Genomic DNA, 17944 nt, shown 5'->3' on the forward strand with positions numbered 1-17944 from the left:
TATCAACGAGATAGCTTTAAATTTTAAAGCTATCTCCAGGACATGAATCAGTGTTCAGCCCATTCAACTGTTGAAAGGTCGATACCTTCTTTATACATATCCCAAAGCGGAGAAAGTTCACGCAATTTCTCAACAGCAGCTTTAGTGATTTCAAGAACATGATCGATATCTTCTTCAGTGGTGTATTTACCGAAGCTGAAACGGATTGAACTGTGGGCAAGCTCGTCAGAAAGACCAAGTGCACGAAGTACATAAGACGGTTCAAGCGTTGCAGAAGTACATGCTGAACCAGAAGATACAGCTGCATCTTTCAAGGCCATCATCAATGATTCACCTTCAACGAAGTTAAAGCTGACATTGAGATAGTTTGCAACGTTTTGAGTTGGATGGCCGTTTAAGAACACTTGTTCTAAACCTTGTAGACCATTCCATAATTTGTCACGCAGTACACGTAGACGTTTTTGTTCGGCTTCAAGGTTTTTGCCTGCAAGTTCAAATGCTTCACCCATACCTACAATTTGGTGAGTTGCAAGTGTACCTGAGCGCATGCCGCGTTCATGACCGCCACCATGCATTTGTGCTTTAAGGCGGACACGTGGTGAACGGCGAACAAATAATGCGCCGATACCTTTAGGGCCATAAATCTTGTGCGCAGAGAAACTCATTAAATCAACTTTTAAAGTTGAAAGATCAATTTCTACCTTACCTGCAGCCTGAGCCGCATCCACATGGAAGAAAATTTTCTTGGCACGGGTAATTTCACCGATCGCTGCAACGTCAGTGATGGTACCGATCTCGTTGTTCACCATCATCAGCGATACCAGAATGGTATCTGGGCGAATCGCTGCTTCAACCATTTCCGGGGTAATTAAACCTGTTTGAGGCAGTGGTTCAAGATAAGTAATTTCGAAACCTTCTGCTTCTAATTCACGGCAAGTATCTAAAATTGCTTTGTGTTCAATTTTACTTGTAATGATATGTTTGCCTTTAGAGGCATAAAATTGAGCCACACCTTTCAGTGCCAGGTTATCAGATTCCGTAGCACCTGAAGTCCACACGATCTCGCGTGGATCTGCTTTGACCAAGTTCGCAACTTGTTCACGTGCATATTCTACTTTTTCTTCAGCCTGCCAACCGTAAGCATGAGAACGAGATGCAGCATTACCGAAAGTACCGTCGAAAGTTAAGCACTCCATCATGCGTTCTGCAACTTGAGGGTCTACAGGAGTGGTTGCTGCATAATCAAGATAAATCGGACGTTTCATGTCAAATACCTGTAACCGATAAAAGGGCTGAATCAAATGATGCTGTATTTTGGCGAATTGCAACGGTTTGAACGTTGTCGCGTGCTACCAGGTCAGCAAGGGTGATTTTTGCTAAATAATCGGCGATGTGGTGGGAGAGTTCTTGCCATAAATCATGAGTCAAGCACATTGCACCATTTTGGCAGTTACCTTTATGGTCACAACGCGTTGCGTCAACTGTTTCGTTTACGGCTTCAATAATTTCTAATACTGTGATTTCTTCAGCGTTACGTGCCAGATGATAACCACCGTTGGCTCCACGAACACTAGAAACTAAGCCGTGGCGCTTTAATTTCGCAAATAACTGCTCAAGATAAGCAACGGAAATAGTTTGACGAGCTGCAATTTCAGCAAGCGTGATCGTTTGTTCAGTTGGCTGCAAAGCTAAATCAAGTAGAGCAGTCACTGCGTAGCGACCGCGAGTAGTAAGACGCATGATTCGATACACATATTAAGACTAGATGTGTCGATTTTATGAATCCTGACTAAAATAGTCAAGTTTTTTTGTGGGGGTTTAAATTATTTTGTTTTATAGAAAAATTATATATTTATACAATTCACCAAGTATACACTAATAACGCAACTAATAGCACGATAGTTAGACTAAAAACGATATTCATTCTTTTTTGTTTTTGCTGCATACGACGAATACGATTCTTGTATTGTTTAACTTCTACCTCTAAGGTATTGATCTTGGAACGTTGTTGATCAATTTTTTCTAATAGGGGAGCAATACGTTTTTTGGAAGCAATAATCTCCTGTTCATCCACAGGTTCGCTAAGCCACTGTTTCCAGTCAGATAAAACTTTTGGAAAGCTGAACAGCAAGGCTAAATCGCGAAACTCATCCTTTAAGGTACTGTCACCATCAATACGCATTTTTTTAATGCTGCGTCGATTGCCAAAGACAAATACTTTGATTAAATCCATAAGCGTGGTGCGAATATCCAAATCGACTACTTTCGCTGGTGCCTTGGTGTCAAAGAGTATGCCGTGTTCAGTAAAAACCACATAAAAATCAAAATAAGGTAAATAGCTATTAATTTTAATGGTTATTTTTTGATCTATAAATTTTTTAGCCTGCAAGCCAACGACCCGATCATGTTTTAAGATGAAGGTAAAGATTGTCTCTAAAACAATCATGGTCATTGTGAGCAACAAATGCGGTTGTTTTTGACCTTGTTGCGATTCACTCATAAAACTTAATCCTTACCTGAAAGGAGCATCCCATGCTCGAAAATGTGTTTCAGGACTTATCAACAAATATATTAATCTTGCTTTGTAGAACAGTTTAGCAAATCGATCAAGTATTTAATTTGTTATTATAGCTGTATTTTTTGAGTAATTATATTTAAGTTGTATGGAAAATAAGCAGGAGATTGGCTGAATGGATAAATCAATAAAAGATCAAGAGATTGATCAACTAAAAAATGAAAATACTGATAAAACAAAGAATAAATCACGTTCAGGTCGTAAATCGGGTCTGGATTTTCGTAAATATACTCAGCAGATATGGCTTGCTGGCCTGGGAGCTTTTTCGCGTGCGGAAGAGGAAGGCAACAAACTCTTTGACTCTTTAGTCAAGGTGGGTGAAGAACTGGAATCCAAGACGTCTGAAATTGCCGATCAAACCGTAGAAAAAGTTTCGGTAAAAGCCAAAGAATCGGTGAGCGATACCAAAGACAAGGTCGAAAAACTCATTGACCATAGTGTTAACCATTCTTTAAACAGAATTGGTCTGGTTACCGTAAAAGATATTCAGCATTTAGAAAGTCTCATATTACAACTCCATAATAAGGTCGATTTTTTGCTTGAAGAAAATAAGCAGTTAAAGGCGCAAATGTTACAAAAATGAAACTTTTTTAGTTTTTCTGCATTTTTCAACAATTTTTTTCGCAATTATTTTATAGAAATGCTGATTGAGAGTATTGCGTTTTGCCCCAAAGCATTGATATAAAGGTGTTATGGAATCCTTAGACCTTAAATAAACGATATTAAGAGGACGTAATCTTCATGAATAAATCAGAATTAATCGATGCAATTGCAGAGAAAGGGGGATTGTCTAAGACTGATGCAGGTAAAGCCTTAGATGCAACAATTGCTTCAATTACTGAAGCACTTAAATCTGGTGATACTGTTACACTTGTTGGTTTTGGTACATTCAACGTTAAAGAGCGTGCGGCACGTACAGGTCGTAACCCGCAAACTGGTGCAGCTTTAGAAATTAAAGCAAGCAAAGTACCAAGCTTTAAAGCAGGTAAAGGTTTAAAAGATTCTGTAGCTTAATCTTTTGTAAAGCCGATAAACGCGCCCTATAGGCGCGTTTTTTATTAATAATGCCGATTTACAGTGTGAACACATTCATTCAGCTGAGGTTTTCGGGTAAAATCCCCCAGAAATAAAATATTGGAATACTTATGGAATCTTTTCGTAAAGTTATTAAGGGCTGGTTGGGCAAAGTGTTGCTCATTTTGTTTTTGACCCCTTTAGCACTTGTAGGTATTGAAGGATATTTTAGTGGTGGTAAGTCAGAAGACACAGCAAAACTGGTGAATGGCCAGGAAATTTCTAAAAAAGAATTAGAATCGCTGACCCAAACATTTAAAGAACAATATTTGGCTTATGCCAACGGCGACGAAACTTTACTGAATCAATCTTTCATTGAAAACAAGGCGATGGATAGTCTGGTCGCTCGAACCTTGTTGTTACAGCAGGCAGAAGAGCTGGGCATTTCATTAAGTGATGCACAAATTGAACAGATGGTTGCCCAGCAACCAAGCTTCCAGGAAAACGGTAAATTTTCTGAAGCCTTGTACTCAAATTATTTGCGTTCAGTGGGCATGACCAGTCAGTCTTTGATCGCCAACTTGCGTAAAGACCATGCCTTGAAAATGTTGACTTCAACATTTATGGACTATGCATTGGTGAGCAAGCTTGATATTCAGCAAATTGCCAACTTGCAAACTGAACAACGCACCTTGCATCTTGCCAGCATTAAACTGGATGAATACAAGAAAAATATCAAAGTCACACCGCAAGAAATAGCAGCTTATTACAACAAGCATCAAAATGCGTTTAAGCAGGTTGCAAGTGTAGATGTGGACTACGTTGTGCTTACGCCTGCTGATGTTGCACCTGCCAATACTCAAGTGACAGATGCTGAATTGCAGCAAGCTTATAATGCATTTGTTGATGCGCAAAAGCAGAATGTTAAGCCATTGGTCAAACATATTTTAATTACGGCAGACACCCGTTCGGACGCTGAGGCGAAAAAATTAGCCAATGAGGTTGCTGCAAAAATTAAAGCAGGCATGTCTTTTGCCCAAGCTGCAGCACAGTATTCGGATGATACTGAATCGAAATCTAAGGGTGGTGTGGTAGAAGCCTATGCAAAAGGCGTGTTTGGTGATGCATTTGATCAAAGCGTTGCTTCTTTAAAACCGGCACAAGTTTCAGCGCCGGTTAAAACCCAGTATGGTTATCATTTAATTGAAACTGAAGCCGCCGCAGTGAAAGTGCCTTCATTTGAAGCTGAAAAACCGCGCTTGCTGGCTGAGTTGCAAAAGAATAAAGCCGCAAATTCATTCTCGGATGCTGTAAATAGCCTGAATGAGCTGGTGGTGGGTAGTGATGCGCTAGATGTGGTGGCTCAGGAAGTTAAAGGTGTAACGGTTCAGTCTGTGAAAGGTATGCCCCTGGCTACACAACATCCTGTACTGAGCGATGCCAATGTCAAGGTCAAGCTGTTTAATGATGATGTGAAAAATGGCGATCGCAATGCATCTAGCAGCATTCAAATGGCAAATGGCAATACTGTTTGGGTAAAAGTGCGTAATTATCATGCGGCTGGTGTGCAGACTTTAGCTGAAGCAACACTACGTGTAAAAGCGAAACTCATTGAACAGAAAGCAAGTGATGCAGCGAAAGTGAAAATCCAGACCGCATTGAATAACTTTAAATCACAACCAGCTGCTAGCGTTGTGGCACAAAGTCAGATTGCTTTTGAAAACGCTGGTGTATTTACCCGTTCACAAGGCCTAAAACGTGAAATTGAGCGTGCGGCATTCAGTGTTCCGGCACCGAAAGCAGGTATGTGGTCAGTTACAACTGCTTCTTTGCCTAATGAATTGGTAGTGGTTGCTGTATCAAATGTGAACAAGACGACTTCGAATGCCTTAACCAATGAACAGTTGGGTGAATTGTCCAAGTTGTATCAACAGCTTCGCGGTCAGCAGGAACTGGATGATTACACGCAATATCTAAAGTCACATGCGAAGATTAAGTAATCTTAAGTGAAATAAAAAAAACCTGCGTTAACGCAGGTTTTTTTTATGGCTGAATTGAAGCTTATTCAGCACGTATTTTCAGTTCATAGCCTGAATATTTGCGGATATTAATGACACCGGTATCCAAGATTAGATATTGTCCTTTAATACCCAGTAATTTGCCACGAATAATCGGTGTTTTATCCAGATTGTGTGACTTGATTTTTTCGGGATATTGCTCGACCGGATAAACAAACTCGCGTGGTAGCTCATTCTCCATGACTTCAATTGTTTCGTTAAATTCGAGGTTCTGGCTAAATTCATCCCGAATGGTTTGAATTTTCGGTGCAAATTCTTCTATCAGCTGTTCACGCACTTCTATTAAATTGAGCGGTTCAGCTTCGCCTTTGAGTAGTTTGCGCCAATCGGTCTTGTCTGCAACCTGAGTGCCAAACATAATTTCCAGTTGGCCTGAGAGACGGCGGGAACCTACTTTCATAATCGGCAAAGCCTGGGTTGCACCCTGGTCCAGCCAGCGCGTTGGCATCTGTCCAAGACGGGTGATGCCGACTTTTAATGCACTTGAATTCGCCAGATAAACAATATGCGGCTGGAAGCACACCTCATGAGCAAAGCCGTCTTCGCGGCAAGTCCCGAGATGATAATGACAGGTTTCCGGTTTCATAATGCACATGTCACAGGATGCTTTGGTTTTGAAACATTTAAAGCAGTGACCCTGTGAAAAGGATTTACTGGTTTTGCTACCACAGGATACACAGTAGATATTGCCGGTCCATTCGATTTCAATTTCCTGGCCTAAATTGAATGGCAGGTCAACTTCTGAACGATCTAGAATAAATTTATATTCAACATTTGCCTTGTGTGTATGTTGATCAGTTACACTAAGGTCCTTAAGACCTGCATGCATTTTATGGCAAATGCCTTGTAGTTCCATACAGAATACTCTCTTCAATAATAAGGATGCAGTTATGGCTGAACAAAATGTCATTACTTCAATGCTAGACGATTTATCCAAGGAACAGCCTATCCAAACTGCATTATGTATTGGTCAAAATCTTGCGCAATACGACAATAATCAATCAATTCAATGGCACTATTTTAACGTAACTGAGTTTTTAAATCTGCCTTTTACCCAGCGATATGATCTGGGTTTTGTGGTGATGGATGCACAAGAGTTGGCGCTACTTTCTGATGTGCAGAAGTCTCAGCTGTTAGTGAGAATACGTGACCTGATGGCAAAACGAATTGTTGTGGTCAGTCGATTACAGGATGAAAAATTGTTGCGTGCCTTGGGTTTTACCCAGCTGATTGATAAAACCCGTCATGACAGTGATTTTGCACTGTGGCAATTCAATATTTTAACCTATAAACATGTGCCTGACTGGTTTAACTCCAAATTTTGGGCAAACCCTGAAAACTGGAATAAATTTCGCTGGTAATCTGCTGATTTTTATAATTGCAAATTTTAACAATAGCGGTTGATTTATTACTTTCAAAGCATCGTATTCTTTTATTAGGCTCATAAAAGGATAATGCGATGACGAATCTTAGCAATATCGTCGAAATACTGGCTAAACAGGCTTTGGGTGGCAATCAGCAACAATCAAGGCAGGGTGGCTTAGGAGACATTCTAGCTTCGGTATTTGGCCAGATGAGTGCGAATAATATTCAGCAAAGCCAACAGCAAAACCAGCAAAGACAGCAAGGTGGGTTGGGCGGAATTTTGGGATCGGTGCTGGGACATTTGAGTGGTCAACAGAATCAACAACAAAATCAGCAACCTCAGTACACCCAACAGCGAAGTAATGTAGGTGCTAATGCGACCAAGACCTTATTGATTGCGGTGCTTCCTTTGGTGCTTGCCTGGATTCAGAAACAAGGCGGCTTGCATGGTGCGCTGGATAAACTAAAAGGTATGGGACTCAGTCGCCAGGTGGATGATTGGGTTTCTACAGGTCCAGGTGAAAATGTCAGTGTGGACCAGCAGCAGGTACAGGGTCTGTTTGATGATCAGGAAGTCGAGCAGGTCGCACAGGAAACCCATGTACCCAAACAGGATATTTACGCTGCGATTTCAAAAGTCTTGCCGCAAATTATTGATTCACTGACCCCACAAGGCGAACAAACCAATAAGCAGGAAGCCAATGCTGATATTCAGCAGGTGATGAACCTGGTGTCCGGCTTTTTGAAACGTTAAGATTTTAACCGGCTGAGTGGCTGTCTCAGCTGGGTTTGAGGCATTTAAAATAAAATAGCCTATGCTAAATGAATGCTATTGATGATTTTCCATGTTAAATAAATTGTTGGACTTGGAAATTTTTTTAGCAATATAGTGGGACTTTTTTAGACGAATCAAAATAATCTGCGATTGAAATTCCAGTTCACCAAATTCAGGCTCAACCTGTACATAATGTAATTGTCCAAAACTGTCCCGTACCCGTGCCTGTGCGGAAAATCCCGGACGGGCATTGCCACTGGAAATGGTCGCCAAACGTCCCAGTAGACTGACCTGTTGCTTGGTCAGTGTCGGCTTGATGACCTGGTCAAGGCAATGAATCATAAATACAGTGAAAAACACCGCAATGATCAGCGCCGGGATCATCAGATAATAAGCAGGCAAGAATGCCTTCTGTTGTGCAAATACGCAAAGTTGCAGAAAATAGCCTGCAAAACTGAAGTTCATCAGTAAAAACACCACAATCAGTGTTTTGGAGAATTTGACGTTGAGCAGTGGTGAGTCAGTCAGTTTCTTTGGTGAAAGCGTTTTTAGAAACTCGGTCGGGCGAATGTTAAAATAATAGCCAATGGTTTCTGCCATGCTGAGTACAATTAAGGCCAATAAACTTAAATGAAACGGGATCAAGTTATAGTCTTGTAGAAACTCAAGCATGGCAAATTCCATTGGGTTTATTCTTCTTTCAGGTAAATTCCACCATCAGAATGCACGGTAATTTCAACTTTTTCAAGTGATTGCCCCTGGCAGGGACCAGAAACACATTCACCGGTTTCAACCAGAAACAGGGCTCCATGCGTGGAGCATTCAATATATTCCTGATCACGGTCTAGAAACTGGTTTTCCAGAAATTCCAGCTCGACCTGCAAGTGAGGACAGAGATTCTGATAGGCATAGAATGAGCCGTCACGCTGGGTAATGAAAATATTGTCACCATTTGGCGTTTCGTATGAACGTGCTTCACGTTCAGGAATCTCTTCCATCATGGCAATTTTAATCATTATGCACATTCCTTCTGAAAGTTATTTAATAATTCTGCGTAACTTTCTACACTCAGGCGCGGGCCAAACTGTGAAACCACTTCACTTGAAATCAGGATTGAAAGTTCAGCAGCTAGTTTAAGGCTTAAGCCTGCATTCAATGCATACAGGAATGCGCCTGCAAAGGCATCACCGGCACCATTGGCATCTACCGCAGTCACTTTACGGCCTGGAACTTTCAAGGTTTGTTCAGAATCGGAAATTAAGGCACCTTCAGCTGACAATGTAATGACAGTGTATTTGCTTTTTAGTTGCAATTTAGCCAGTGCTGCTTCAATTGAATCCGTTTCTGTATACATTAAAGCTTCATGATAATTGCACAGCAATAAATCCACGCCATCATCCAAAAGCTCATCTAGGCCTTGACGTGCATATTGCACCATTGCAGGATCAGAAAGGGTCAAGGCAATTTTTACCCTATGTGCTTTTGCAATTGCACGGGCCTGTTTAACCGCTTGTCTTGCAGTATCGCTCGTGGACAAATAGCCTTCAATATACAGCCATTTTGCGGTTTTTAAGGGTTCAAAATTAATTTGAGCTTCACTCAGTTCAGCGGTAATGCCGAGGTAAGTGTGCATGGTGCGTTCAGAATCCGGACTCACCAGAACCATACAGGTACCAGTCACACCTTCACTGACGGATTGCTCGGCGGTTTGAATACCTGCTTCGTTTAAACCTTTCAGATAAATCTGACCAAGTTCGTCGTTGCCTACGCGGCAAGCATAAAATGCAGTGCTGCCCAAGGCACTAAACGCAACGGTGGTATTTGCGGCAGACCCACCCGAGGCTTGACCTTTGTATAGTTGTGTTTCTTTTAAATTATTATATAAATTTGCTTGCGTTTCACCATCAGTCAACTGCATAGTGCCTTTTTGCAAATTTTGTTGAATCAGGAAATCGTCAGAGACTTTAAATTCTTGGTCGATTAATGCATTACCAATTGCAAAAAGATCAACAGTTGTCATGTCTTTCATTCACATTTAAATTAAAACGCTAAGTTTACACCAATGCTCATGATTGCTGTAGATTGATGAATAAAATTCAATATATAGTCAATTTATTCGTTCAAAATACCATATAGGACAGAATAAGGAAGGTTAGATGAATATCACGATTGATAAAGCTGAACAATTACCTGAACAAATCAAGGAATTAGCCAAGCAGGCACAGCAAGAAGGATTTCAGTTTGTTGATCGATTGATTGAAGAGTTTGAAAGTGGCAAGAACAGATTTGATCAACCGGGCGAATTCCTGTTGTTGGGCTATCATGATGACAAGCTTGTGGCTTGTGGCGGTTTAAACCAGCAATGGAATGAAAATGAAATAGATAGCCGGATTGGCCGGGTACGTCGTTTTTATGTCTTGCCTGAATATCGCAAGCATGGTGTAGGCAAACAACTGTTACAACAGCTGGAAAAAGAAGCACGTGCCAACTTTTCAGCCCTGTGCCTGAATACTGATACCAAAAATGCAGCACATTTCTATCAAAAACAAAACTATGTGTTTGTAGAGAATCATCCTAACTATAGTTATTTCAAATATCTGATCTAGTTTTGATCTCTGACTATGACACTGTTTAGTCCAGGTGGGCTTGATGGTGTCATGCTGAAGCAATTGATTAATTTAAAAGCTTTTTATTTTGCTGATACCAGTCTACAAAAATAATTAAAAATTATTTCAATTCAATCTCTTGTTTATTGTGTGGATAGCTTTGTTTTGCACTGATTTTAAATACGGAATGATTCCCAGCTAGAATTCACTTTTAATAAAGTTACATTAAAAATTGCGCACCCTTGCTTAAACTATGACGCTCTTAAAACTGGACTAAAATGCTTGGAATTTCGTAACAGTACAAATTCAAATGGTGCAATATTCAGGTATAATCAAAACCATCTTATAAATATGTAAATGTTGGAGATCACATGACTGTAGATGTCACTGAAACCATTTCTCAAACTGTTCATCCTGCGTTTCAGTTGATACGTCAACACCATGTTGAAGCCCTAGATATTAGGGTGTCAGAATATCAGCATAAAGTCACGGGGGCCATACATTATCATCTGGCCAGCGATCTGGATGAAAATGTCTTTCTGGTGGCGTTTCGTACCCAGCCGATGGATTCAAAAGGCGAGGCGCATATTTTAGAACATACCGCACTCTGCGGTTCGGAAAAATTTCCGGTTCGTGACCCATTCTTCCTGATGATTCGCCGTTCACTCAATACCTTTATGAACGCGTTCACTTCAGCAGACTGGACCGCTTATCCTTTTGCCACGCAAAACAAAAAAGACTTTCAGAACCTGCTGGAAGTGTATCTGGATGCCGCTTTTGCTGCGAACTTGAATGAACTGGATTTTGCCCAGGAAGGGATTCGCATTGAGCTGGAAAATGGCGAACCGGTCTATAAAGGCGTGGTGTTTAATGAAATGAAAGGCGCCATGAGTTCTCCGTCAGATCAGCTCTATCATCAACTGGCGCATCATTTATTTCCGCATACCACCTATCATTACAATTCAGGTGGTGATCCCAAGGATATTCCGGACTTAACTTACCCTGAGTTAGTTAATTTCTATAAGTCACATTACCATCCAAGTAATGCGGTATTTATGACTTTTGGCAATGAGTCGGCTTATTACTTGCAGGAACAATTTGAAACTTTAGCCTTGTCTAAATTTGAAAAAGGCCAAACCCTGCATTCAACGCCCGAAACCCGTTTAACTGCACCGCTTGAAGTCACAGAAACCTATGCGGTAGATGCGGAAGACCTAAAAGATAAAACCTATCACGTGATTGCATGGCTGTTGCCGCAAGCCAGTGATATTAAATTGCGCTTGGGGATGCGCCTGGTTGAAGGAATTTTACTGGAAGATTCAGCTTCGCCTTTGCGTTATTATCTGGAAACCTGTGGTTATGCCCAGTCGACCGGTCCAATTATGGGCGTGGATGATTCCAACTTTGAAATGACTTTCTTCTGTGGTGTACAAGGTTCAAATCCTGAACATGCCCAGGAATTTAAAAACGGTGTGTTTAAGGTGCTTGAAGAAGTGGCTTCCAAACCGGTCGATACTGAAATGGTCGATGCCATTTTGCATCAGATTGAATTGCATCAGCGTGAAATCAATGGCGATGGCATGCCGTACGGTTTAAGCCTGATTTTAAATGGATTAAGCAGCGTGATTCATCACAGCGATCCGATTCAGGTCTGGGATGTCGATACAGCCATTGAACAGGTGAAAGAAGAACTCAAAGACCCAATGTGGTTGTCGAACCTGATTCAAGAATATCTGCTGGATAATCCGCATCGTGTACAAATGACTTTGGTGCCTGATGCAACCAAGTCGGCAAGAGAAGCTGAAGCGGAAAAAGCGCGTCTGGCTGCCATTGGTGCCAAACTGACGGATGAGCAAAAAGCGGAAATTATCAAGCAAACCGAAGCCTTAAAAGAACGTCAAGATTCGCCGGATGATTTGAATCTGTTGCCGAAAGTCGGTCTGGAAGACGTTCCTGCAGATTTGCACATCGTACAAGGTCAATTGCGTGAAATTATCAGCAATAACCTGGATACGCCTTTGAATTTGTATCATGCCGGGACCAATGGTATTTACTATCAACAGGTGCTGGTCAAAATTCCGGATCAGGTGGTTCAGTCGCCATATTTCAATTTACTGTCAATTTTGCTGGGTGAAGTCGGTGCGGGCGAGTACGACTATCTGGAACTGCAACAACTGCAAACTGCAGTGAGTGGTGGCGTGGGGATGGGTGCATCTTTACGTTCAAAAATTGATGATAAAAACAAGATTAGTGCTTGGCTCACCTTGACCACCAAATCGCTGGTGAATAATTTTGAAGCCATCCGCCTGTTGAAGCTGGCATTTGAACAGCTGCGTTTTGATGAGAAAGATCGCATTATTGAATTATTGCAGCAACGTAAAACACGCTGGACTTCACGTATTTCCGGTTCAGGTCATAGTTATGCCATGCAAATTGCAGGGCGTAACCACAGTGCCTTAGCACAACGTGACTATCAGAATACCGGTTTGGGAGCGCTGAACTGGTTAGGCAATCTGGTGAATAAAATTGAAACTGATGAAGCTGCTTATGAGGCGTTAATTGCGGAATTAAAAGCCATTCATCGTCTACTTTTACAGGCACCCAAACAATTCTTGCTGGTGTGTGAAGAACAGCAGTCCGATCGTCTGATTGAAGAAATCCAGACGGTTTGGGATAAATTGAGTGTGAATCAAACTCCAGTAGAATTAACGCAAATCATCACAGAAAATAGCAATCTTGACGAAGCATGGCTGATTCAGGCCAATGTCCAATTCTGTGCGGCGGCTTATCCTGCGGTAGAAATGTCTCATCCCGATGCTGCACCTCTCATGGTGTTGGCAGCTTATTTACGCAATGGCTTTTTGCACAGTGCAATTCGTGAAAAAGGTGGGGCTTACGGCGGTGGCGCAAGCTACGATGGCAATGCTTGTTCGTTCCGTTTCTATAGCTATCGTGATCCGCGCCTGGCAGAGACTTTTAAGGACTTTGACGCCAGTATCCAGTGGTTGTTGAATAGCGAACACAAACCGCATCAACTTGAAGAAGCAATTTTGGGCTTAATTGCGAGCATGGATAAACCGGGTTCTCCTGCCGGTGAGGCGATTACTGCCTGCTATGCATTATTGCATGCACGTACACCTGCGGTGCGCAAACAATTACGTGCGCGTTTACTTGCTGTAACTCTGGATGATCTGAAACGGGTTGCAGAACAATATCTGGTTCAGCAAAAACCGGTGAAAGCGGTGGTTGCACCTGTGGCTAAACGTGAAGCGCTGCTTGAACTTGGTTTTGATATTAAACAAGTGAACTAATAAAAAAACATTATTTGAGGTAAGACCCTATGGCGTTCAAAATGTTTGAACGCACTACGCTGCAACTGAGCATGATCATGCTCAGTTCTTTGTATGTGACGAATATTCATGCACAAACCCCACAATCATTAATTACTCCCGCAAGTCCGGAAGCATGTGTCGCCTTAGAATCCAATGCGGATCGTCTGGCCTGTTATGACACCTTGTTCAAAGTCCCTGAGACAGAAAAAATGGCACTGGTGTCTGAACGTCAGGCAGCCAATCAAATTGCACCTGCACCGACTGAACCGGAAACGATAAAAGATAAAATCAGTCATGGTGTAAGTAACATATTTGCGGTTGAGGGGCCAAAAATTGATCCCAATACGTCATTGCTGGACAAGCGCTGGGAGCTGTCACCTGAAAGCAAGCTTGGAACCTGGAATATTCGTGCGCACCAGCCGGTTTATTTACTGCCGGGATTCTGGACTTCGGACAAAAATGAACGTCCTTCCAGCCCGAATGAAAACAACACGGTACAGCTAGGTGATGAGCAAAACCTGAAATCGATGGAAGCCAAGTTCCAGCTGTCTTTAAAAACCAAAGCAGTAGAAAACCTGTTTGGGGATAATGGTGATGTCTGGCTGGGTTATACCCAGTCATCACGCTGGCAGGTCTATAATGCAGATGCTTCGCGTCCTTTCCGTGAAACCAACTATGAACCTGAAGCCAGTCTGGTTTTTCGTACCAATTATGAAATTTTGGGCTTAAATGCACGCTTGCTGGGTGTGACCTTTAACCACCAGTCCAATGGTCGTGCCGATCCTTTATCGCGTAGCTGGAACCGCATGATCTTTAATATCGGTTTAGAACGTGACAACTTTGCATTGATGTTACGTCCCTGGTATCGCATTGAAGAAAATGCAAAAGATGATAACAACCCGGATATTAAAAACTATATGGGGCGTGGTGATTTAACCGCATTCTACCGCAAGAATGATCATGAGTTTTCGCTGATGCTGCGTCACTCGCTGAAAGGCGGTGATGATGCACATGGGGCAGCGCAGTTTGACTGGGCATTCCCGATTAGCGGTAAATTGCGTGGTCATTTCCAGTTGTTTGATGGCTATGGTGAAAGCCTGATTGATTATAACCATCGTGCGACGTATGTCGGTTTGGGTGTGTCCTTGATGAATTGGTACTAAATCACTGATGCTTAAAAAACCACTCTTTATGAGTGGTTTTTTATTGAATTGGGTTTAACCGATTTGAATATCTGCTGGTGGATGTTTTAAGCGGCTCTTTTTCGGGGTGGCAATCAGGTAGGCCAGCGTCAGAGGTCCCAAACGACCCGCGAACATCAGCAAAATTAAAGCAAACAGACTAGCAGGCTGTAATTCACTGGTGATGCCCCGTGATAGTCCTACCGTACAGGCGGCTGAAACCGCTTCAAAGAGTAAATCCAGAAAGTCCTTGTTCGGCTCTAGAATAAGAAGCGTAAACGATCCTAAAAATATCAAGATCGCCGTGATGGACAGGACGGCAAACGCCTTAAATGAAGTCGCTTTCGAAACAGAATGATTAAATACCCGCAATTCTTCAGAACGGCGTAAGAAGGTAATCACGCTTAAAACCACAATAATAAAAGTCCCGACTTTAATACCCCCTGCGGTACTTAGAGAACCACCGCCGATAAACATCAAAATCATGGTCACCAGTGTAGAGGCATCTGTCATGCTGGCGACATCTAAACTGTTAAACCCGGATGAGCGTGGTACGGTGGCATGGAACCAGGCATTCAAGGCTTGATCCCCCAGGCTCATGCTGGATAGGGTTAGCGGATTATTGGCTTCCAAAGCCCAAATCACAATAAAGGCAAACAGGTTCAAGCCTGCAATGGTGGAGAGCATCAGTTTGCTATTGGGGCTTAAGGTTTTCCAGCGTCGGGCACGCTTGATATCCATCAGCACCACAAAGCCAATACCGCCAATAATGTAAAGCATACTGATGGTAAAGGTAATCAGGTAATGATCCGCAAAACTCATCAAACTGTTGGGAAACAGGGAAAAGCCGCCGTTATTAAACGCGGAAACGCTATAAAAAGCCGCATAAAAAAAGGCGCGGGAAAAATCGTATTCCTGCATCCAGGCAATGGTTAAAATAAATGTGCCAATCGCCTCAAAAAACAGGGAATATAACAGCACGCCTTTAATGGTGAATGACACTTTGGCCAGGCTGGTCTGGCCGATGGTTTCCTGTGCCATCATTTGCTGTTTGAGCCTGATATTGGAGGAAAGGCTCAGCGCAGCCAGTATGGCAAAGGTCATAAAGCCCAGGCCGCCACTTTGCAGTAACAGCATAATGACGATCTTGCCAAAGGTGGTATAGGCTTCTCCGACATTGACCACAGACAGCCCGGTAATGGTCACGGCAGAGGTTGAAGTGAACAGGGCATTGAGCCAGCTTAATTCCCCATGATGCGAAATAGGAAGTTTGAGCAATAACGTTCCGACTATAATAAAGCTCAAGAAACCCAGCGCCAGTAAACTTGGAGGGCTCAGGTTAATCGTATTATGCTTGTTGTTTTGTACTTGATTCATATTCTATTTAAACCGGGCAGACAGTTTTCTTAAGGGTTCAAGTTCACCCTCCACCACTAAGATATCACCTTCTTGCAGGATTAAATTAGGATCAATGTTATATAAAATTTCCTTGCCGCGTTTGTGCAGAATGGTTTTAATTGCCGGAATATTGCCCATCAGGTGATTGAAGCGCTCACCCTTCAAACTGGCTTTAATTTCGATTTTGACAATGAAGTGATTGTCTTCCAGTCCCATATAACGGCTGACCATCGGGTAGCTTAAAGACTGGGCTACGCGGGTACCCATATCTTCTTCCGGGTGAATAATTTTGCTGACGCCCAGATGGGTCAAAATCATGTGATGCGCCTTGGATTTGGCTTTGGCCCAAATCTTGTTCATGCCCAGATTTTTCAGATGCAGCACACATAGAATACTGGCTTCAATGTCTTCGCCAATCGCTACTACCACGGCTTCACAGTTTTGAATATTCAGTTCTCTGAGTACATGTTCATCAGTGGCATCTGCAATGACAGCATGGGTGATTTGATCTGAAATGCTCTCAACATTTCTTTTGTTGTTATCGATACCAATCACATCGTGATTTAAGCTGACCAGCTGGGTTGCAATGGTGGAACCAAAGCTACCTAAACCAATGACTGCAAATAATGCCATGCAACGTATTCCTTATCCATTTTTATATGGTTTTGATTCATGAGGTGTTATGGATCTATACACTGATTTTATAATTTTATGGTTCGTTCAGCTATCCAGCTTACAAAATTATTAATAACAAAGGCTTATTTTGAAAAGCATTGACCTGTATGACCCGAATGTTTTTAGGCATGAATCTATAAATTGGTGAATTGAGGTTAATTGTGAAGAGTGTGAATTGCAGCATGTCATGAGATGGTCAAAAACCTGCTATATCTTTGTAGGCATAATTCTATTTTTATAGGGAATGAAAATGGATGATAAAAAGATTTTTAAGATATTACAGGGATGGTTTCCGCTGCTGAAACATCAGGAAATTCCAAAGAAAAAATATAGAGGTGATTTTCAGCAATTTCGGGCATGGCTTGCCGCTGAACAGGCAGGCCAGCATGAACATGTCTATTTAATGTCCATAGATGTCGAAAATCCTTATGAAAATGGATTGGAACGATGTGCAATGTTGCAGCATAAAAATATTGATATGGGTTTAATCCAGCAAAGTATTCGTAACAGGGCCATGCCTTTATATCAGCATTATCAGAAGCATAAAGAGATCATTGGAAAATACTACAATGTAAATGCCCATGTTTTTGATATTGTTTTTGAGGAAATTTATACTTTTTTAAAGTTGCAAAATTTTGAATTGCTGATTATTTATGCCGAAACGGCCTATTGGATGGCCGTGCCCGATGAAGATGTCAGAATCCATAAATTCTGTAAGTCCTTCTCAAAACAATTTAAGCATGAAGGGATTTGTATAGAACATTATATAAAACTGGACTGCTTAAGATCGACTTGAAAACCATTTGAATTCAAAAAAAAAAAGAGCCAATGAATGGCACTACTGTCCCACAGTTTACTTTAAATAAAAAAAACCTGAGTCTAAATAGTTAAAATATGAGTGCAAACAAACACTTTAACTATAAAGGACTCAGGTTTTGTCACATC

The 17944-nt window shown here is 41.8% G+C and carries 18 protein-coding genes; 9 read left to right on the plus strand and 9 right to left on the minus strand.

Annotated elements, in window-relative coordinates; genetic code table 11:
* Positions 1–47: 47 nt before the first annotated feature.
* The 3 genes from ACPUEY_RS10205 to ACPUEY_RS10215 form a co-directional block, all read right to left on the minus strand.
* Entirely contained in the window at positions 48–1265 is a 1218-nt protein-coding gene (locus tag ACPUEY_RS10205; protein WP_092819435.1) for an IscS subfamily cysteine desulfurase, read from the minus strand.
* A 1-nt stretch (position 1266) separates the two neighbouring features.
* The gene (locus ACPUEY_RS10210; RefSeq protein WP_086197843.1) at positions 1267–1740 is read right to left on the minus strand and encodes an Rrf2 family transcriptional regulator; all 474 of its coding nucleotides are present in this window, start codon (positions 1738–1740) and stop codon (positions 1267–1269) included.
* A 121-nt stretch (positions 1741–1861) separates the two neighbouring features.
* On the minus strand, positions 1862–2500 hold the full coding sequence (locus tag ACPUEY_RS10215) for a hypothetical protein (protein ID WP_425121993.1): 639 nt from the start codon (positions 2498–2500) through the stop codon (positions 1862–1864).
* Positions 2501–2690: 190 nt separating this feature from the next.
* Between ACPUEY_RS10215 and ACPUEY_RS10220 the strand changes: the two genes are divergently transcribed.
* The 3 genes from ACPUEY_RS10220 (at position 2691) to ACPUEY_RS10230 (ending at position 5589) form a co-directional block, all read left to right on the plus strand.
* On the plus strand, positions 2691–3158 hold the full coding sequence (locus ACPUEY_RS10220) for a phasin family protein (RefSeq protein WP_425121994.1): 468 nt from the start codon (positions 2691–2693) through the stop codon (positions 3156–3158).
* Positions 3159–3316: 158 nt separating this feature from the next.
* Positions 3317–3589 carry an HU family DNA-binding protein gene (locus ACPUEY_RS10225; protein WP_004651791.1) on the plus strand — a complete coding sequence of 91 codons (273 nt, stop codon included), beginning with the start codon at positions 3317–3319 and terminating at the stop codon, positions 3587–3589.
* 131 nt (positions 3590–3720) lie between these two features.
* On the plus strand, positions 3721–5589 hold the full coding sequence (locus ACPUEY_RS10230) for a SurA N-terminal domain-containing protein (protein ID WP_425121995.1): 1869 nt from the start codon (positions 3721–3723) through the stop codon (positions 5587–5589).
* 61 nt (positions 5590–5650) lie between these two features.
* Here ACPUEY_RS10230 and ACPUEY_RS10235 read toward each other — a convergent pair whose 3' ends face one another.
* Positions 5651–6523, minus strand: a complete 873-nt coding sequence (locus ACPUEY_RS10235; RefSeq protein WP_425121997.1) for a DUF2797 domain-containing protein — start codon at positions 6521–6523, stop codon at positions 5651–5653.
* Between the two features lie 34 nt (positions 6524–6557).
* Here ACPUEY_RS10235 and ACPUEY_RS10240 point away from each other — a divergent pair, with 34 nt between their 5' ends.
* Entirely contained in the window at positions 6558–7028 is a 471-nt protein-coding gene (locus ACPUEY_RS10240) for a DUF6231 family protein (protein WP_425121999.1), read from the plus strand.
* A gap of 98 nt (positions 7029–7126) precedes the next feature.
* Entirely contained in the window at positions 7127–7786 is a 660-nt protein-coding gene (locus tag ACPUEY_RS10245) for a YidB family protein (RefSeq protein ID WP_425122000.1), read from the plus strand.
* 75 nt (positions 7787–7861) lie between these two features.
* Here ACPUEY_RS10245 and ACPUEY_RS10250 read toward each other — a convergent pair whose 3' ends face one another.
* The 3 genes from ACPUEY_RS10250 to ACPUEY_RS10260 are packed head-to-tail and all read right to left on the minus strand — an operon-like array spanning position 7862 to position 9827.
* A complete protein-coding gene (locus tag ACPUEY_RS10250) occupies positions 7862–8479 on the minus strand; it encodes an OB-fold-containig protein (RefSeq protein ID WP_092819507.1) in 618 nt (205 codons plus the stop codon).
* A 17-nt stretch (positions 8480–8496) separates the two neighbouring features.
* On the minus strand, positions 8497–8808 hold the full coding sequence (locus ACPUEY_RS10255; RefSeq protein WP_171259680.1) for a Rieske (2Fe-2S) protein: 312 nt from the start codon (positions 8806–8808) through the stop codon (positions 8497–8499).
* Between the two features lie 14 nt (positions 8809–8822).
* A complete protein-coding gene (locus tag ACPUEY_RS10260) occupies positions 8823–9827 on the minus strand; it encodes an adenosine kinase (RefSeq protein WP_425122003.1) in 1005 nt (334 codons plus the stop codon).
* 136 nt (positions 9828–9963) lie between these two features.
* On the opposite strand from ACPUEY_RS10260, the gene ACPUEY_RS10265 reads away from it, so the two are divergent.
* From ACPUEY_RS10265 to ACPUEY_RS10275, 3 genes are all read left to right on the plus strand, one after another.
* Complete coding sequence (locus tag ACPUEY_RS10265; protein ID WP_092819444.1) at positions 9964–10413, plus strand: GNAT family N-acetyltransferase; 450 nt, start codon at positions 9964–9966, stop codon at positions 10411–10413.
* 371 nt (positions 10414–10784) lie between these two features.
* Positions 10785–13724 carry an insulinase family protein gene (locus ACPUEY_RS10270; protein ID WP_425122005.1) on the plus strand — a complete coding sequence of 980 codons (2940 nt, stop codon included), beginning with the start codon at positions 10785–10787 and terminating at the stop codon, positions 13722–13724.
* Between the two features lie 29 nt (positions 13725–13753).
* Positions 13754–14908: a phospholipase A gene (locus tag ACPUEY_RS10275; RefSeq protein ID WP_425122006.1), complete on the plus strand. Its 1155-nt coding sequence runs from the start codon at positions 13754–13756 to the stop codon at positions 14906–14908.
* A gap of 54 nt (positions 14909–14962) precedes the next feature.
* Here ACPUEY_RS10275 and ACPUEY_RS10280 read toward each other — a convergent pair whose 3' ends face one another.
* Positions 14963–16303 carry a TrkH family potassium uptake protein gene (locus ACPUEY_RS10280; protein WP_425122007.1) on the minus strand — a complete coding sequence of 447 codons (1341 nt, stop codon included), beginning with the start codon at positions 16301–16303 and terminating at the stop codon, positions 14963–14965.
* 3 nt (positions 16304–16306) lie between these two features.
* Positions 16307–16957: a potassium channel family protein gene (locus ACPUEY_RS10285; protein WP_131273991.1), complete on the minus strand. Its 651-nt coding sequence runs from the start codon at positions 16955–16957 to the stop codon at positions 16307–16309.
* Positions 16958–17249: 292 nt separating this feature from the next.
* On the opposite strand from ACPUEY_RS10285, the gene ACPUEY_RS10290 reads away from it, so the two are divergent.
* Complete coding sequence (locus ACPUEY_RS10290) at positions 17250–17795, plus strand: hypothetical protein (protein ID WP_425122008.1); 546 nt, start codon at positions 17250–17252, stop codon at positions 17793–17795.
* The last annotated feature ends 149 nt before the right edge of the window (positions 17796–17944 follow it).

It is taken from the genome of Acinetobacter sp. G11 (assembly GCF_049808495.1).
Taxonomy (GTDB): domain Bacteria; phylum Pseudomonadota; class Gammaproteobacteria; order Pseudomonadales; family Moraxellaceae; genus Acinetobacter; species Acinetobacter kookii.

What these genes read in the sequence shown, in the direction of transcription:
- ACPUEY_RS10270 (WP_425122005.1), top strand. Translation starts at nt 10,785, where the DNA reads ATGACTGTAGATGTCACTGAAACCATTTCTCAAACTGTTCATCCTGCG.
- ACPUEY_RS10255 (WP_171259680.1), bottom strand. Translation starts at nt 8,808, where the DNA reads ATGATGGAAGAGATTCCTGAACGTGAAGCACGTTCATACGAAACGCCA.
- ACPUEY_RS10290 (WP_425122008.1), top strand. Translation starts at nt 17,250, where the DNA reads ATGGATGATAAAAAGATTTTTAAGATATTACAGGGATGGTTTCCGCTG.
- ACPUEY_RS10250 (WP_092819507.1), bottom strand. Translation starts at nt 8,479, where the DNA reads ATGCTTGAGTTTCTACAAGACTATAACTTGATCCCGTTTCATTTAAGT.
- ACPUEY_RS10245 (WP_425122000.1), top strand. Translation starts at nt 7,127, where the DNA reads ATGACGAATCTTAGCAATATCGTCGAAATACTGGCTAAACAGGCTTTG.
- ACPUEY_RS10210 (WP_086197843.1), bottom strand. Translation starts at nt 1,740, where the DNA reads ATGCGTCTTACTACTCGCGGTCGCTACGCAGTGACTGCTCTACTTGAT.
- ACPUEY_RS10260 (WP_425122003.1), bottom strand. Translation starts at nt 9,827, where the DNA reads ATGACAACTGTTGATCTTTTTGCAATTGGTAATGCATTAATCGACCAA.
- ACPUEY_RS10205 (WP_092819435.1), bottom strand. Translation starts at nt 1,265, where the DNA reads ATGAAACGTCCGATTTATCTTGATTATGCAGCAACCACTCCTGTAGAC.
- ACPUEY_RS10235 (WP_425121997.1), bottom strand. Translation starts at nt 6,523, where the DNA reads ATGGAACTACAAGGCATTTGCCATAAAATGCATGCAGGTCTTAAGGAC.
- ACPUEY_RS10215 (WP_425121993.1), bottom strand. Translation starts at nt 2,500, where the DNA reads ATGAGTGAATCGCAACAAGGTCAAAAACAACCGCATTTGTTGCTCACA.
- ACPUEY_RS10230 (WP_425121995.1), top strand. Translation starts at nt 3,721, where the DNA reads ATGGAATCTTTTCGTAAAGTTATTAAGGGCTGGTTGGGCAAAGTGTTG.
- ACPUEY_RS10265 (WP_092819444.1), top strand. Translation starts at nt 9,964, where the DNA reads ATGAATATCACGATTGATAAAGCTGAACAATTACCTGAACAAATCAAG.
- ACPUEY_RS10280 (WP_425122007.1), bottom strand. Translation starts at nt 16,303, where the DNA reads ATGAATCAAGTACAAAACAACAAGCATAATACGATTAACCTGAGCCCT.
- ACPUEY_RS10240 (WP_425121999.1), top strand. Translation starts at nt 6,558, where the DNA reads ATGGCTGAACAAAATGTCATTACTTCAATGCTAGACGATTTATCCAAG.
- ACPUEY_RS10275 (WP_425122006.1), top strand. Translation starts at nt 13,754, where the DNA reads ATGGCGTTCAAAATGTTTGAACGCACTACGCTGCAACTGAGCATGATC.
- ACPUEY_RS10285 (WP_131273991.1), bottom strand. Translation starts at nt 16,957, where the DNA reads ATGGCATTATTTGCAGTCATTGGTTTAGGTAGCTTTGGTTCCACCATT.
- ACPUEY_RS10220 (WP_425121994.1), top strand. Translation starts at nt 2,691, where the DNA reads ATGGATAAATCAATAAAAGATCAAGAGATTGATCAACTAAAAAATGAA.
- ACPUEY_RS10225 (WP_004651791.1), top strand. Translation starts at nt 3,317, where the DNA reads ATGAATAAATCAGAATTAATCGATGCAATTGCAGAGAAAGGGGGATTG.